Source organism: Mucilaginibacter endophyticus (genome assembly GCF_003351025.1).
GTDB lineage: Bacteria > Bacteroidota > Bacteroidia > Sphingobacteriales > Sphingobacteriaceae > Mucilaginibacter > Mucilaginibacter endophyticus.
Genome location: NZ_QPCG01000004.1, coordinates 114,162 through 131,242, shown reverse-complemented (window position 1 = coordinate 131,242; position 17,081 = coordinate 114,162). Strand labels below are relative to the sequence as shown.

The following is a 17,081-nucleotide window of genomic DNA, read 5'->3' as shown; positions in this document are numbered from 1 at the left end:
ATCGCGCAATCCCCCACTTTAAATTTCTTTGAGTACTAAATCATGTAATGATTTGAAAATAAAGCACCCATAATAATAAATGAAAAAGTTACTTCTCCTGGCGTTTGCCTTTTTACCGGCAGCACTTTCGGCACAAGAAAAGGTGTCGTCACCTGTCGATCTGATCAACCCGCTCATGGGTACACAATCAAAGCCGTCGTTATCCAACGGTAATACTTACCCGGCAGTAGCCCTGCCCTGGGGTATGAACTTCTGGACACCCCAAACCGGAACCATGGGCAATGGCTGGCAGTATACCTATGATGCCGATAAGATCCTCGGTTTTAAACAAACGCACCAGCCATCGCCATGGATGAATGACTACGGTATGTTTTCTGTTTTCCCGGAAACTGGTAAACTAAAGCTCGACGAAAAAGATCGCGCCAGCTGGTTCTCGCACAAAGCCGAAACTGCAAAACCGTACTACTACAGCGTTTACCTGGCAGATTATGATGTAACTACAGAGATTACACCCACCGAGCGCGCGGCAAGTTTCCAGTTCACTTTCCCTAAAAGCGACAGCTCGCACATCGTAATTGATGCTTTTGATAAAGGCTCTTATGTAAAGATCATCCCTGGAGAGCAAAAGATTATCGGTTACAGTACCAAAAACAGCGGTGCCGTACCGGCCAACTTCAAAAACTACTTTGTTATTTACGTAGATAAACCATTCGCACTGGCATCAGCATGGCATGACTGGAAAAAAGATGCAGGTCAGTTGGAGTATACCGGCGACCATGCCGGCGCTGTGATCACGCTGAAAACTGCCAAAGGTGAAAAAGTTCATTTGAAAGTTGCTTCGTCATTTATTAGTATTGAACAGGCCGAACTTAACCTGAAACGTGAATTAGGTAACGATGATTTTGCCGCAACCTGCCAAAAAGCTAAAGATACCTGGAACAAAACCCTGAGCCGCCTGAATGTTGAAGGTGGTACTATCGACCAAACCCGTACTTTCTACAGCAGCCTTTACCGTATGCTGTTTTTCCCTAACAAAATGTACGAGGTTGATGCTAACGGACAAAATGTACACTACAGCCCATTCAACGGTAAAGTTGCACCGGGTTATTTGTTTGCAGGCACCGGTTTCTGGGATACTTTCAGGGCACTTTATCCTTTCCTGAATTTGGTTTACCCATCTATCAGCAAAGAAATGCAGGAAGGTTTGATCAATGATTACAAAGAAGGTGGTTGGTTGCCTGAGTGGTCGAGCCCAGGTTATGCAGATTGTATGATCGGTAATAACTCCGCATCGGTAGTTTCAGAAGCCTACCTGAAAGGCCTGCGTGGTTATGATATCGAAACTTTATACCAGGCACTTAAGCACGGTGCTAATAACGAAGGTCCTAACGCTACCGGTCGTCGTGGAGTGCAATATTATAACACTTTAGGTTACGTGCCTTACAATGTGAAGATCAATGAAAACGCTGCACGTACTTTAGAGTATGCTTATGACGATTTTGCGATTTACCAGTTAGGTAAAGCCCTTGGTAAACCTAAAAAGGAAATTGAGATCTATAAAAAACGCAGCCAGAACTACCGTAACCTGTTCGATCCGCAAACTAAATTGATGCGCGGTAAAAACCAGGATGGTACTTTTGAAACTCCTTTTAATCCGTTTAAATGGGGCGATGCCTTTACCGAAGGTAACAGCTGGCACTACAGCTGGGGAGTGTTTCACGATATTCAGGGTTTAATAAATCTGATGGGTGGTAAACAACAATTTGCAGCCAAATTGGATTCGGTATTTGAAATGCCTCCGGTATTTGACGATAGCTACTATGGCGGCGTGATCCATGAGATCCGCGAAATGCAGATTGCCGGTATGGGTCAGTATGCGCATGGTAACCAGCCAATTCAGCACATGATCTATCTTTACAACCACGCAAACCAGCCATGGAAAACCCAATATTGGGTTCGCGAAGCTATGAACAGGCTTTACAGGGCTACACCAGATGGTTATTGCGGTGATGAGGATAACGGGCAAACATCTGCATGGTACATTTTCTCGGCCATGGGCTTTTACCCGGTTACCCCGGCCAGCGACCAATATGTATTAGGTGCTCCGTTATTCAAAAAAGTGACTGTTAATTTAGAAAACGGTAAAACCATCACCATCAACGCGCCAAAAAACAGCGACGAAAACAGGTATGTAAACACACTTACTGTTGATGGTAAACCATATACCAACAACTGGTTAAGCCACAAAGGTTTGTTAAACGGAGCAGTGCTTGATTTTGATATGCAGGCAACTCCGAATAAAGACCGCGGTACAAAAGATGCCGATGTGCCGTATTCAATGAGTAACGATAAAGAGAAATAAAGAAATCTTTTAACAAAATAAAATGTCATTTCGAACCCTTTGGGATGGGAAATGGTTTGGCAAGGGTGAGAAATCTTATACGACATGCAAAGCAAATCATACAGGGCGGCTTAGCATGTCGTATAAGATTTCTCCTTACTCCCACGCACTTCCCCCTACAGGTTCGTCGAAATGACATTTTTTTTATACGGAATTCTACTCCACCTTCTTCCTAAACGCGGCCCAAACATAAAACGGGATCCCTGCCAGTAATAATAAAAAGCCATAATAAACAGCTTCCTGTCCGGCACCGGCTATAGCCCAGAGTGAATATCCGAATGCCAATATAGCCAGCATGATAGCGCCAGCCCAACCGCCTGCCTGCGGGGTTTTTCTTACCCTGATAACAAGGTAAGCCGCTGCCGACAACAAGTAAGGGATCAACACACTTAGTAATGAAAGCAGCAGCAGAAATTTAAACTGTGCCACCAGTCCCTTGGTGTAATTCATGGTCATGAACAGCGATACCATAATACTGCTGATAATGATACCCATATAAGGTACGCCCTTTTTATTAGTCCGGCTGAAAATGGGAGGGAAGAGCTTGTCTTTTGAAATGGCATAGGGCACTTGTCCCTGCAATAATGTCCAGCCGTTAAGTGAGCCAAAAGCGGCTATGGCTATACCGGCGCTTACCCAATAGCGGGCGCTGCTGCCGTAAATGATCACTGCGGTATCGGCATAGGGCGTAAGTGATTTTTGCAACTGTGCCGCCGGGATAATGCCAATAACACTTACGCTGCCCAGGATATAAATAAAGGTAGTAATGAGGAGCCCCAGCATGGTTGCCCTGGCTACCGTTTTTTCGGGATTGGCTACACTTCCTGACGGCACGGTGGCGCTTTCAATGCCAATGAACGCGAACATGGTCATCGTAGCTGTAGCCTGTAACGCGCTTACGATGCCGCTACCACTGGCATTAAAAGGGCTGAAGTTTGCAGCTTTAATAAAAAATAAGCCACCAATAGCCACTAATAGTAAAGGCAAAACCTTCAGAATAGTAGTAATAAGCTGAAGTTTTCCTCCTGTAACTACGCCTAAAGTATTAATATAGGCCAATAGCCATATAGAACACAAGCCAGTTGCTACCGCGATAAAACTGCTGCTGCCCAATACAGGAAAAAAGGTACTTAAAGCGCTAACAAAGGATATGGTGATAGCAGCGTTGGCACAGGCTACCGCAAGGTAATATCCCCAGGCAACTAAAAAACCTATAAAGTCGCCCAGGCCATCACGGGTATAGGCGTATGGACCGCCGGTAGCATGCGGTAGTAATTTGCTCAGGTTACTGAAGACTTTCGCCAGGAAGAATGACCCTATTGCCGAAAATACCCAACCCAGCAAGCCAATACTCCCAAATGACGCCATAGCAGCCGGCATCAGGAAAATACCTGCACCTATCATGTTACCAATCACCAGCGAGGTGCTGGTCCACAGGCCTAATTTGTTTTTTTCGGAAAGCGCTTCGGGCATGAATATCTGTTTTGTGAAAAGATAAGATTTTTACCGGTGCGAATATCAAAAAAGATTTCGAGGCGGGAATGTTGGATTAAACCGATGTTGCCTGCTCTTGAACCTTATTCAGCATAAAAAATAAAATCTTACCTAAACATTTATCTTAAAAATTGCTTTTATAGCAGGATGTTGCTTTTTAAGCGATGGCTCCGTTTTTGCATTAACCTGTTCGCATCAAAAATGAAAAACAAAAAAACAGTGGCCGGCGTGATGCTGGTGCTCTGCGCGCTTTTAGTGATCAGTTTTAAAAACGTCGGCAAAAAAAGTGTTCTGCCTGCCAAGGATACCGCTAATGCCGGTTTGTTCCTGCCCGGTAAGTTTAAAGCTGTAACCGTAGTTGATAGTTTAGAAGGTCGCGCCCGCCATATCGCCGTTAATACTAATGGCGATGTTTACGTAAAGCTCCGTTTTCCTGATTCTGTTGGTGGCAACGTTGCCCTGCGGGATACTAATGGGGATGGCCATGCTGATATCATTAAAAAATTTGCCAATTATGAAGATAAAGGCCCGTATGGTACCGGGATGCGGGTGCATAAAGGTTATTTGTATTTCAGTTCGGAGGTTAATGTCTATCGCGTAAAACTAAATCCGCGAACACTGGTACCAGATGCTCCGCTCGAACTGATATTGCATGACGCCACAGCCCCGCATGAACATGATGCCAAACCGCTCACTTTTGATAACGCCGGGCATATGTACGTAGCCTACGGTGCGCCGTCGAACGCCTGCCAGGTGCAAAACCGGGTTCCTGGTTCAAAAGGTATTAAAGGCTGCCCGTTATTGAAACAGTACGGCGGCATCTGGCAGTTTGATGAAGCTAAACCCAATCAAACACAGGCTGATGGCATTCGGTATGCCACAGGTTTGCGCAGCGTAGTCGCTATGGATTGGAATAACGCCGATAGTTGTTTGTATGTGGTGGCCCACGGTCGCGATGATCTTCGCTTACAGTTTGCTAAAATATTCAGTGCCTGGCAAAGCGCGGTACTGCCTGCCGAAGAGTTCATCAAAGTAAAAAAAGGCACTGATGTAGGCTGGCCATACTATTATTATGACCCTATCAAAAAGAAAAAACTCCTGAACCCCGAATATGGTGGTGATGGGATAAAGGCTGGCAATGGCGCAAAATATACCCAGCCCATTATGGCTTTCCCGGCGCACTGGGCCCCCAACGATTTGTTGTTTTATACTGGCAATCAGTTTCCGGCGAGATATAAAAATGGGGCTTTTGTCGCTTTCCATGGCTCAACAAACAGGTCGCCTTACCCGCAGGCTGGTTTTTTTGTATGCTTTGTGCCTTTTAAAAATGGAAAGCCTTTTGGTCAGTGGGAGATATTTGCAGATGGCTTTACCGGCAAAAAAACGGTAGTAAGCGTAAGCGATGCTGTGTATCGCCCAATGGGTTTGGCCATGGGGCCTGATGGTTCACTGTATATCAGCGAAACGGAAGAAGGTAAGGTCTGGAAGATCTCGTACGCAGGCAATAAGGCTTCATTTGGTAAAGCCGAGCTTGCCAAAATGGAGTTACGTAAAAAGCTGCCCGGCTTCAGGCTTCCCGATGTTTTAAAAAGCGATTTGCAAACAGGGATGCTGAAAGGCGGTGCTAAAATATATACCACCTATTGCGCCAATTGCCACCAAAAAAATGGCAAAGGCGATGGCAACATGATCCCGCCGCTCAGCGGGTCGGAATGGGTTACCGGCGGTAAGTTCATGGAAAAAGACCTGGCTATAAGGGTGGTGCTGAATGGTTTGGATGGGCCTATCAAAGTGAAAAATCATCCTTATAACAGCGCTATGCCTAAGCACAACTTTTTAAGCGATGCTGATATTGCGGCTGTGCTAACTTACATCCGCAATAATTTTGGCAACAACAGCAGTTTGGTTACAGCCGCCGAAGTTAAAAAGGTAAGGGACGAGAAGTAAATAAATCAATACATAGGCCAAATACCTGTACACTTATTGCTATTAAAGCTATTTTAGGGCCTCGCAACCATTATTTGCTTTAACTTTTAAGCCATGAAACGTTTTCTCCATTTTGTAGCTGCTTTTGTTTTTTTGCTGGGCACTGCTTTGCCGTTTGACAGTAGCGCGCAAACAGTTGTGACCAAAGTATCGGGCGGATGGATCAGGGGTATAGAGGAAGGGCCGACTTTGGTATTTAAAGGTATTCCGTATGCCAAGCCCCCGGTTGGGGCTCTGCGTTTTATGCCACCGCAATCCATGACCTCATGGAAAGACACGCTTTCGTGCGAAAAATTTGGCAACCCGGCATCGCAAGGCGGTGGTCCGGGTGGATTGAAAGGAAGTGAAGATTGCCTTTCTTTAAATGTATATACACCTACAACATCAAAAGAAGCCAAACTTCCGGTATTGGTTTGGGTGCATGGCGGTGCGCTTACAGGCGGTTCGGGTATGGGTATGAATGGTCACGCCTTTGCCGATGACGACAGCGTTGTAACTGTAACCATTAATTACCGCCTCGGTGTTTTTGGTTTTATGTATTTGGGGGATGTAAACAAAGCTTATCAATCATCGGGTAACAACGGCTTGCTTGATTTGATCATGGCCCTTAAATGGATCAGGCAAAATATTGCCGCTTTAGGTGGCGATGACGCTAAAGTTACTGTAATGGGCGAATCGGCAGGCGCCAAGCTTACCAGCGCTTTGCTGGCCACGCCACAATCAAAGGGCTATTTTAACCAGCAAATTTTAGAAAGCGGCGCGGTGCAATGTATCCGGGATTCGGTCACTGCTAAAGGCATCAGGCAGCGGCTAATGACCCAGCTGGGTGTTACCAAACCTGCCGAACTGCTTAAGATCTCAGCAGAAAAACTTATTGCAGCACAGGCAGAAATTAGCAATGGGGCACAGGGTACAAATTATTTTGGCCCGGTGATAGATGGCTCGGTTATTTCAGAGGATCCGTATCAGTATATCCGCAAAAACAGGAACGATAAGGTACGCTTCCTGATAGGTACCAATAAGTTTGAGAGTAAAATGTTTATGGGATTTGATAAACGTCTTAACCATCCTGATAGCACGGTGCTGTATGGTTGGTTTGGCGATAACTATCGCTCCATTTTATCAAACTATGAGACTGAAGCAAAAAAGCAAGGTGCCGATAGCGCTGCCATAAAAGTGCTTACCCAATACATGTACCAGATGCATAGTTACCGGTTGGCTAACGCGCTATCAAGGGCAGGTAATCATACCTGGATGTACCGCTTTGATTATAAGCGCGACGGTACCGGTGCTACTCATGCCGATGAATTAGGTTATGTGTGGTTTCTGCCCGGAAAGAATAGCTTTAACCCGGCAGAATTAAAATTAGCTCAGCAGATACACCAAAACTGGGTAAACTTTATCAAAGGCAAAGCTCCCGGCGATGTAAACGGTGCACCATGGCCGCATTTTGTAGCCGGCGAAAACAATATCATGGTTTTTGATGGCGTATCTGGCCCGACGCAGCTCAGCAATGTTTTCAATGACAAAGCCAGCCCTTCTTCATGCTTTGTTTTGAAGTAGTTATTATCTTTCTTTTTATCACTGCTTGCCGATCAAGCGGACTATAATTTAAAAAACAATCAGTGAAGCAAGATTGTCTTTCAAAACCCCGTTGTGCATATTACCGTATACAAACACAAACTGTTGAGAAAAATATAGCCTAATTAAAATCTGCTTAACATATTAATAACGTATATGCAAGATTCTTAAAGAGTTTCATAAATATCATGAGATATTTAAGTATTATTGCTGTTACTTAATGACACCCCTACGTTAAATGGCTGATCCAAAATTCGCGGCATATTATGGCCGTATAAAATATACCCTGACCTTTTTTTTGCTGTTTATTTTAGGGGCCTCGCTTCATTTATCTGCACAAATCTCCGATTCCCGCTTCAGGCATATTAGTAATGAACAGGGGCTTTCAAACAGTACCATCAATTGCATTTTTCAGGACAGCCGCGGCTTTATGTGGTTTGGTACCCGCGATGGCTTAAACCGCTACGATGGGTCAAAAGTGATCATCTACCAGAATAATCCTGCCGACAAGGCGAGCATAAGCGATGGCTTCGTTAATTGTATTTATGAAGATGCTGATCACAAGCTTTGGATAGGTACCAATTATAATTTAAACCGCTTTGATCCTGTTACCAATAAGTTTTCGGCAAGTGGGTTTAAAAATATCACAGTTACTGCTATAGCTGCTAAAGATGATAGCCATTTATGGGTTGCCACACAGGGCAAGGGGATCTGTTTGCTTGATACACGCAATGGTAAAGCTGTTCGCGTAAGCAATGCCGGGCTTAGCTGCGATACTGTTAATACGCTTTATAAAGACGCTAAGGGCAACTTATGGGTTGGTACGCGCCATGGCCTTTGTGTATATGATGCTGCCAAATCGGTATTTAAACCTTTTGCAAATAACACTCCGGTTGCCGGCTGTGATATTACTTCCATCACCGCCGATAAGGCTAACAATATCTGGATAGGCACTAACGGACAAGGCGTAGCCACGTTTGATGCACAAGGCAAACATTTCAAATTGTTTGTTCATGATGATATGGATAACGGCAGCCTGTCGGGAAACATGGTGCTACAAGTACTTTGCGACAGGGATGGCGAAATCTGGATAGGAACCATTAATCAGGGCATGAACTGGTATGATGCCAAAACCAACAAGTTTGTAAAATATTTCCCACGGCCCGAAAATACGGGTAGCCTTTCAAATACTACCGTTTCGGCAATTTATGAGGATGTGCAGCACGACCTTTGGATAGGCACACATCGCGGAGGCGTTAACCTTTATACTGCCGAAACTGATAAGTTTAAACTGTACAGGCAGGGCATTAATGAAAGTACCTTAAGCTATAATGATGTTAAGGCCTTTTTTGAAGACAGCCGCGGCAACATCTGGGTTGGTACCGATGGCGGTGGGCTGAACCTGTTTAATCGTAAAACAGAGCTGTTTCGTCAGTATAAGTTTAATCCATATAACGCGGCAAGTATTTCAAGCAATGCTATACAGGATATAGCCGAAGATGCGCAGGGCAAGATCTGGGTAGGTACCTGGGGCGGCGGAATCAACCTCATGGACCCGGCAACCGGTAAGTTTACCCGTTTTAAAGCTAACGCCACCGACCGTAGCGCCGTAAGTTCGGATTTTATGCAGCGGATGCTGTTGGATAGCCGCGGCAATTTTTGGGTAGCCACTTATTTTGGCGGTCTTAATTTACTGGATACTAAAACACACAAATTTACCCGTGTACTTAAAGATCCGGATGGTAAAACCTCATTTGAGGGGAACAACGTTGTTTCGGCAGGGGAGGATAAGGATGGTAATGTGTGGTTTGGTACGGATGACGGTGGCCTCAATTGTTACAACCTGAACACCCGCCGTTTTTCGCATTATTTTGATCACGAAAAAAAGAAAACGGATTCGCGGGTAATTTTTACTGACAGTAAAGGCCGGGTTTGGATAGGTATGGCCGGTTTATACCTGTTTGACAAGGCGCAGAATAAATTCAATCTGTTTACCACTAAGGGCAATTTAAGCATCGATTTTATTAAAGGGATCACCGAAGATGAAAAACATAACCTCTGGATTTCTACATCAACAGGGATCAATCGCCTAAATCCTGAAACCGGCGACAATAAGCAATTTAATACTTATGACGGCCTGCAGGGTACCGAGTTTGAAGCCAATGCCTATCTTAAAACCCGCGATGGCGAAATGTACTTTGGCGGCGTAAAGGGCTTCAACAGGTTTTATCCTGAAAAAATAAAAGCCAACGCGTTTATCCCACCGGTTTATCTGACCGATTTTCAGATGTTTAATAAATTGGTATTGCCGGGCGGCAAAGATTCTTTACTGAAAGCAGATATCGGCTTTACCCATAAAATAACGCTTAACTATGATCAGTCATCGATAGCCTTCAATTTTGTAGCGCTTAACTATATTGTAAGCCGGAACAACCTGTATCAATATAAATTGGATGGCCTGGATAAAGAATGGGTAAAAGCAGGAATGGAACGAAGGGCTACTTATACCAACCTTGATCCGGGAACATATACTTTCCACGTAAAAGCATCTAATAACGACGGCGTTTGGAACAATACCGGAGCATCAGTAATGATTGTGATTACCCCACCGTTTTGGGTTAGGTGGTGGTTCAGGCTATTGGTGGTGTTATTAATCATATTAGCCGCATATAGCTTTTACGCCTATCGTATCAATACTATTCAAAAGCAGAAAGCCCATCTCGAAAAACTGGTGCAGGAGCGTACGCGCGAGGTAGTTCAAAAAGCAAGCGAACTCGAGGTAAAATCAAATGAACTGCAGGATGCTTATGAGGAACTACAGGCGCAGTCTGAAGAGTTAAAAACCCAGTCGGAAGAGTTGCAGGTACAGTCTGAACATTTACATGAACTTAATGGCCAGTTAGTTGAGCAAAAGGAGCAGGAGCAGCAAGCTCGTGAAGAAGCTGAAAAGGCTAACCAGGCCAAGAGCATTTTCCTGGCTACCATGAGTCACGAGATCCGTACGCCAATGAATGGGGTTATAGGTATGGCCTCGTTGCTTGCCGAAACCAAACTTGATTATGAGCAGCGGGAGTATACCGATACCATTATTAGTTGCGGCGAAGGCTTGCTGAGCGTGATCAACGATATCCTTGATTTTTCAAAGATCGAATCGGGTAAGATGGAGGTGGAGCATGAAGATTTTGATCTGCGCCATACTGTTGAAGAGGTGATGGATATTTTTGCGCAAAGGGCCGCCCAGCAAAAAATAGACCTTATTTATCAAATTGATGCTGATGTACCGCTGTATATTGTAGGTGATAGTCTCCGGATTAAGCAGGTGCTTATCAACCTTATCAATAACGCCATCAAGTTCACATCAAAAGGCGAGATCTTTATCAAAGTATTTTTGATAGAGCAAATTGGCCAGGAGGCAGAGATTGGGTTTAGTGTTAAAGATACAGGCATTGGTATTCCCGAAGAAAAGATCTCGCGCCTGTTTAAAGCATTCTCTCAGGTTGATTCATCAACTACCCGTAAATATGGCGGTACCGGCCTTGGGCTGGCTATTTGCCAAAGATTGGTGAATTTAATGGGCGGCGATATTTCGGCCGCGAGTATCTATGGTGAAGGATCGGTGTTTAGCTTTTCTATCAAGACGGTTAAGAGTAAAAACCCTGTACGGACGCCATTAGTTTGCGATCTGGCCGCGTTAGCCGGTTCACGCATCCTGATAGTTGATGATAACAATACAAATCTGTTCATTCTTAAAACCCAACTCGAGCATTGGAAACTGGAACCGGTAACGGCATCATCAGGGCCTGAAGCCTTAGCTGTATTGGATAAGGATAACAGTTTTAAGCTGTTGATAACCGATATGGAAATGCCTGAAATGGACGGCGTTGGCCTTGCCAACCAGGTGAAAGTCAAATATCCGCAGCTGCCTGTCGTGATGCTGAGTTCCATCGGCGATGAAACCAAAAGCAAGTTTCCGGGGCTGTTTTCATCCATATTGGTTAAACCGGTTAAGCAGCACCACCTGTGCATGAGTATTCAGAAAGCGTTTAACCAGGATAACACGGTAACAACCGAAGTTGCAGCTAAGAGCGTATTGTCCGCCGATTTCGCTAAGGATTATCCGCTCCGGATCCTGGTGGCCGAGGATAACCCGATAAACCAGAAACTGATAGAGCGCGTATTGGGCAAATTAGGGTATCAGCCTGATATAGCTTCCAATGGTGTATTTGTACTGGAGAAACTCGACGAAAAATATTATGATATTATTTTGATGGATATCCAGATGCCTGAATTGGACGGCCTGGAAACCACAGCCCAAATTCGTGTGCGAGGCGGAAATCAGCCATATATCGTGGCCATGACAGCCAACGCCATGCAGGAAGATCGTGAAATTTGCATGCAGGCCGGTATGGACGATTATCTTTCAAAACCAATGCGCCTGGAAGACCTGGTAACGATATTGCAAAAGGTACAGGTAGTTGGGTAAGTTGCGAAAGCTGTTCATCTTATGTAACAGAGTTGACTCACCCGGTCTGCGCTATGCTGGACCACCATCTCTATCCTTCGGATAAAGATGGTAGAGAAAAAATTATAAATTAAAACCCCTCTTTGCGAAGCAGAGAGGGGTGACGAGCGTAGCGACGTCGGGGTGAGTCAATGCAATTTTAATCGTTAAGCAGCTCGCATAAATAACCATGCTTTTTAAGTAACTCAATAACCAATTGGTGCGAAACATCGGTGCCCTCTATCCTCAGAACTTTATCGCAATCATCCAGATCAAAATTTACATGACTATTGATAATACGTTTTTGAAGCAAGGCTACTAACATAGCTGCCGCCGCCGGGTTCTGCACATTTGTTTTAAAAACCTCGACGGTTGAGTTCGTGATTGTTTCCATGGCTTTGTTTGATTTAAAACCGGTAGCTGATCCCCGACTCTACGGTTAGGCCTGTTTTCTTCAACTCTGTTAGCGGAACACGTTTGTTCAGGTCATTAAATGGTGCCCAGTTAACTTTTTGATCTTTGTTATACAGGTCAAGCTTCTGTACAAAATTGTAACCACCGCTTATCTGTACCGAAAAGTTTTTAGCTAACTGATAGTTGTAAAAAAGTGTGTTTTTATATTGCTGAACTTGAAGATAGTTAGAGCCCGTTTTTTTCGATAAGCGATATGAACCTCCGCCTATACCAAAATCGCTGCTGAAGCCGATAATGCTTTTATCGCTTAACTGGTATTTCAATTTTTCGGAAACGGGTAGTGTACCGCTTAGGCTTAGTTTTTCGCTGATCTGCCAGTCGATACCGATAACAGGGATCAATATGCTACCAAAAAACTGACGGGAATAGCCTGCGCCAACCGAGTAAGAAAAGTTTTTTGATGTACGGATCTTAAGCATGGCGAAAGCTGAATATGACATGTCCTCGCCTGAAACATCTTTCAGATCAGACGATAGGGTAGGTATTGCCGATACTAATAAGGCATACTTTTGAGAAAACGACTTTTGAAAAGTGATAGGTACTGAAATAGCGTAGAACTCTTTTTCACTAAATGATTGCTCCATGCCTGACAAGGTAAGTCCGCTGTAACTGACACCGGCAAGGAGGAAATCAAGTTTGCCGTCTTTAAAGTTATTGATCAGCGGTACACTTACAGACGCGGTAGACTGCTGTATATTCATTTTTTTATGATTAACAGTAAATGGCGAGTAAGAGTAACCGACATCGAATGAGCCGATTTTGGGTTTAAATGTAGTATCGGTGGCCTTGTTTTGCTGGGCGGTGGCGGTAAACTTTAAGGATACTAAAAGGATGATTAGATAAAATGAAGATGTTGCTTTCATAGCAATTGTGTTGTTAAGACTATTATGTGAATTTGCCCCTTAAACACGGCTAAAGCATTCTACCCCTATTGTGATCAATGATATTTTTTATGATAACGTAATCTTGAACCGTATAGTCAAATTTTTTGAACGAAATAGAAAAGCTTATTTGCTAATTATCCTGTAATTTTGCCTATTAATTGAGATGATAGAAAAAGCAGTTAAAGTACCCGACGAATTGGTTTGCGCCCCGTATCACCACAGGGATATTAAGCTAAATGGCTTATCCATAGTAGAATCATGTACGGTTACGCATCGTAGCTGTGGCTCCATGTTCCTGGAAGATCATATGTTGCTTGTTGTTCTGGAGGGCACAAACACCATAACACATGGCAACATGGAATATGTGGTATCAAAAAATGAGATGGTGCTGTTAAAAAAAGCCATTCAAATCAATTATGATAAGGTGGGCAACCCCGAAAAGGGAGCTACCTACAACAGCCTGATGTTTTTCCTGAAGGACGAATTTTTGCGCGATTTTGTTAAAATGGCCAAAATTGAATCGGTGGAAACTGTTGAACCCGCAAAAGTTGCTGTAAAGCCTGTAAAGGAGCGCCTGCGCAAATTTTTTGAATCGGTAGTCCCATACTTTGAAGAGCCCGAAAGTATCGATGCTTCGCTGATGCGGCTTAAAATGCTGGAGTTGCTTTATGATTTGGTACATGTAGATAAAAACATGCTTCAACAATTATTGCAGTTAAAACAGCAGGTGCACGGCGATATCCGTAGTGTGGTGATGGATAATTATGCCTCGCCCGTTTCTATTACCGAACTGGCCTATCTTTCCGGGCGAAGCTTATCAAGTTTCAAACGCGACTTTTTTGCCATTTACCAGGTTACCCCGGCGCAGTGGATTCGCGAAAAACGTTTAGCCAAAGCCAAAGAAATGCTTACTGCGGATATGGCAGTAACCGATGTTTGCTATTCGCTTGGATTTGAAAATCTTGCTCATTTTTCAAGGCTTTATAAAGCTCATCACGGTTGTTCTCCTTCAGCGCACCGGCCAACCGTGCAAATGCAGTAAAGCGATTTGGACAGAATAGTCAAATAACTTGAACTTTATAAAATAACGCCCGCTTATTATAGTCCGCATCTTTGTATCACAAAACATTTTAATATGATACAAACAAAAGCATACGCTGCACAGACTAAAGACACAGACCTTGCACCATGGACTTTTGATCGCCGCGAAGTTGGCCCTCATGATGTTCAATTTGATATTTTATTTTGTGGCGTTTGCCACTCCGACCTGCACCAGATTAAAGACGAATGGGGTGGTTCAATATTTCCGATGGTTCCCGGACACGAAATTGTGGGCCGTGTAGTCAAAGTAGGCGATCATGTAAAGAAATTCAAAGTAGGTGATCTGGCCGGTACCGGTTGTCTTGTTGACTCATGCCGTGTTTGTGATAACTGTAAAGACGGCCTGGAGCAATATTGCACCAACGGTCACTCTCAAACTTACAATGGTTATGAGCAAGACCATAAAACACCAACTTATGGTGGTTATTCAAACACTATCGTAGTTCATGAAGATTTTGTTCTCCGTATTTCTGACAAGCTTGATCTGGCTTCAGTTGCGCCATTGCTATGCGCCGGTATTACAACTTACTCGCCACTACGTCACTGGAATATTGGCAAAGGCCATAAAATAGCTGTTGTAGGTTTGGGTGGTTTAGGCCACATGGGTGTTAAGTTTGGCGTAGCCTTCGGTGCAGAGGTAACAGTATTAAGTACTTCTGCCAAAAAAGAAGAAGACGCTAAAAAATTAGGCGCTCACCACTTCGTAGTAACTTCAGATGCTGAACAATTGAAAGCTGTTGCCGGTACTTTTGATTTTATCCTGGATACTGTTTCTGCCGAACATGATCTGAACGTATATCTTGGCTTACTAAAGACCAATGGTACACACGTATGTGTTGGCGTACCTACTAAGCCAGCCGAAATTGCTGCTTTCAGCATTATTGGCGGCCGTAAAAGCCTTGCCGGTTCTATGATTGGTGGCTTGCCCGAAACTCAGGAAATGCTTGACTTCTGTGCAGAGCATAACATTGTTTCGGATATCGAACTAATTGATATGAAAGATATCCACGCTGCTTATGACCGCATGCTGAAAGGCGATGTGCGTTACCGTTTCGTGATTGATATGGCAACTATCTAATTCGATAGCGTAAGACTTAACAAAAGGCGATGGCATGATGTCATCGCTTTTTTTATGTTATTTACTGTATGAAAAGAGGCCTTGCAGGATTTCGCAGGGCTTTTCCTGTTTTCAAAACCCACCATAAATTACCGTTCCCAATTAAATTCTGGCTACTTGTAGTTGTTTTGCCCTTATTTCTTGTCTTGCTTCAGGGTTGAATCAATTTTTACCTCAATTGTATTTAATGTATTGATTTTAAGTGTTGTATGTTTTTAAGCATCTTTAAAAAGGTGTTTAATCTTCGGTATTTAAAATTTAACTCTTTAAATCTTTTTAAAAAAATTATAAAGTTTTAAGTTTTTATCAAAAATATATTTAAGTTTAGCCAATCAATTATGAGCGTTCAAATGAAGCAGCAAGTACTGCGCAACGAACTGATCAAGTTTTTTTATTACGACAACAGGCTTACGTTGGCCGAATTAAGTCGCAGGTCACACAAAAGTTTACCCTTAGTAACCAGTACGGTTAACGGGCTTATTGAAGATGGTTATATACAGGATAATGGCCTGGCAGCTTCCACCGGAGGAAGAAGGGCTTCATCATTCCAGTTAAATGCTGACAAACAGCGCTATATAGTTGCGGTGGCGGTAGATCAGATGGTAACCCAGGTGGTTATTTATGATCTGATGAACAATGTTAAGGTGGGGCTTCAGAAAAAGGAGCTTGTGCTGCATGACAATCCGGCTCTGACGGAAACGTTCATTGAGTTTTTAAAGTACTATATATCCGGTTCGGGGATTCCGCTGAATCAAATACTGGGAATTGGAATTGGTATGCCTGGCTTTGTAAGCGCGATAAAAGGTGTAAATCACACCTTTTTTAAGCTTGGGGGCAATGTAACTTTAAAAGACCATCTGAGTAAAGAGCTGGGTTTGCCGGTTTTTATTGATAACGACTCCAGCTTAATTGCTCTGGCGGAATTGAAATTTGGTGCGGGGAAGGATTTAAAAGATGTCCTTGTTGTTAACATTGGCTGGGGCATTGGTTTAGGGATGATTGTTAACGGCGGCTTGTTCAGGGGGCATAGCGGTTATGCGGGTGAGTTTAGCCACATCCCTTTATCGCAAAGCAACAAAATGTGCTCGTGCGGAAAAAGAGGATGTTTGGAGGTGGATACTTCGCTGGTGTTCATGATTGAGCGGGCCAAGGCCGAAATGGACGCGGGTGCAAGTTCAAGCATGGAGCAGGTTTATAAAACAACCAGGGAGCTGCCTGCAGACGTGTTCCTGAACGCGGCAAAATCGGGCGACCCGCTGGCTGTTTCGGTTCTTTCAGACGCGGCGTTTTTGGTTGGTAAAGGGATATCAACATTGATCCACATCATGAACCCGATGCTTATCGTGTTAAGCGGGAGAGGGGCAGTGGCCGGAAAGATACTGATGGCCCCTATTCAGCAGGCGATCAATGAGTTTTGTATTCCCTGGCTGGCTGAACAAACAGATATCCAGGTATCAACCGTAGCTACAAACGCAGAGCTTTTAGGAGCGGCTACACTTGTAATAGAGAACTGCGATTTTAATTAGGATTTACAGTAAAATC

General features: G+C 43.8%; 10 protein-coding genes. 7 read left to right on the top strand and 3 right to left on the bottom strand.

Annotation, left to right across the window (positions count from 1 at the left end; genetic code table 11):
* Positions 1 to 79: 79 nt before the first annotated feature.
* A complete protein-coding gene (locus DUL71_RS17385) occupies positions 80 to 2,362 on the top strand; it encodes a GH92 family glycosyl hydrolase (protein WP_114939313.1) in 2,283 nt (760 codons plus the stop codon).
* 195 nt (positions 2,363 to 2,557) lie between these two features.
* Here the strand turns inward: DUL71_RS17385 and DUL71_RS17380 are convergent, their stop codons facing one another.
* Positions 2,558 to 3,874, bottom strand: a complete 1,317-nt coding sequence (locus DUL71_RS17380; protein ID WP_114939312.1) for an amino acid permease — start codon at positions 3,872 to 3,874, stop codon at positions 2,558 to 2,560.
* Between the two features lie 222 nt (positions 3,875 to 4,096).
* On the opposite strand from DUL71_RS17380, the gene DUL71_RS17375 reads away from it, so the two are divergent.
* The 3 genes from DUL71_RS17375 (at position 4,097) to DUL71_RS17365 (ending at position 11,945) form a co-directional block, all read left to right on the top strand.
* Positions 4,097 to 5,842: a PQQ-dependent sugar dehydrogenase gene (locus DUL71_RS17375; protein WP_114939751.1), complete on the top strand. Its 1,746-nt coding sequence runs from the start codon at positions 4,097 to 4,099 to the stop codon at positions 5,840 to 5,842.
* Between the two features lie 93 nt (positions 5,843 to 5,935).
* The gene (locus DUL71_RS17370) at positions 5,936 to 7,444 is read left to right on the top strand and encodes a carboxylesterase/lipase family protein (RefSeq protein WP_114939311.1); all 1,509 of its coding nucleotides are present in this window, start codon (positions 5,936 to 5,938) and stop codon (positions 7,442 to 7,444) included.
* Positions 7,445 to 7,700: 256 nt separating this feature from the next.
* Entirely contained in the window at positions 7,701 to 11,945 is a 4,245-nt protein-coding gene (locus DUL71_RS17365) for a hybrid sensor histidine kinase/response regulator (RefSeq protein ID WP_114939310.1), read from the top strand.
* 178 nt (positions 11,946 to 12,123) lie between these two features.
* On the opposite strand, the gene DUL71_RS17360 is transcribed toward DUL71_RS17365, so the two are convergent.
* Both DUL71_RS17360 and DUL71_RS17355 read right to left on the bottom strand, forming a co-directional pair.
* Entirely contained in the window at positions 12,124 to 12,357 is a 234-nt protein-coding gene (locus tag DUL71_RS17360) for a hypothetical protein (protein ID WP_114939309.1), read from the bottom strand.
* A 13-nt stretch (positions 12,358 to 12,370) separates the two neighbouring features.
* Positions 12,371 to 13,300: a DUF6268 family outer membrane beta-barrel protein gene (locus DUL71_RS17355; RefSeq protein ID WP_114939308.1), complete on the bottom strand. Its 930-nt coding sequence runs from the start codon at positions 13,298 to 13,300 to the stop codon at positions 12,371 to 12,373.
* 184 nt (positions 13,301 to 13,484) lie between these two features.
* On the opposite strand from DUL71_RS17355, the gene DUL71_RS17350 reads away from it, so the two are divergent.
* From DUL71_RS17350 to DUL71_RS17340, 3 genes are all read left to right on the top strand, one after another.
* Positions 13,485 to 14,363, top strand: coding sequence for a helix-turn-helix domain-containing protein (locus DUL71_RS17350; protein WP_114939307.1), 879 nt, complete (start codon positions 13,485 to 13,487; stop codon positions 14,361 to 14,363).
* A 93-nt stretch (positions 14,364 to 14,456) separates the two neighbouring features.
* On the top strand, positions 14,457 to 15,500 hold the full coding sequence (locus DUL71_RS17345; RefSeq protein WP_112575709.1) for an NAD(P)-dependent alcohol dehydrogenase: 1,044 nt from the start codon (positions 14,457 to 14,459) through the stop codon (positions 15,498 to 15,500).
* 389 nt (positions 15,501 to 15,889) lie between these two features.
* Positions 15,890 to 17,065: an ROK family transcriptional regulator gene (locus DUL71_RS17340; protein ID WP_244228787.1), complete on the top strand. Its 1,176-nt coding sequence runs from the start codon at positions 15,890 to 15,892 to the stop codon at positions 17,063 to 17,065.
* The last annotated feature ends 16 nt before the right edge of the window (positions 17,066 to 17,081 follow it).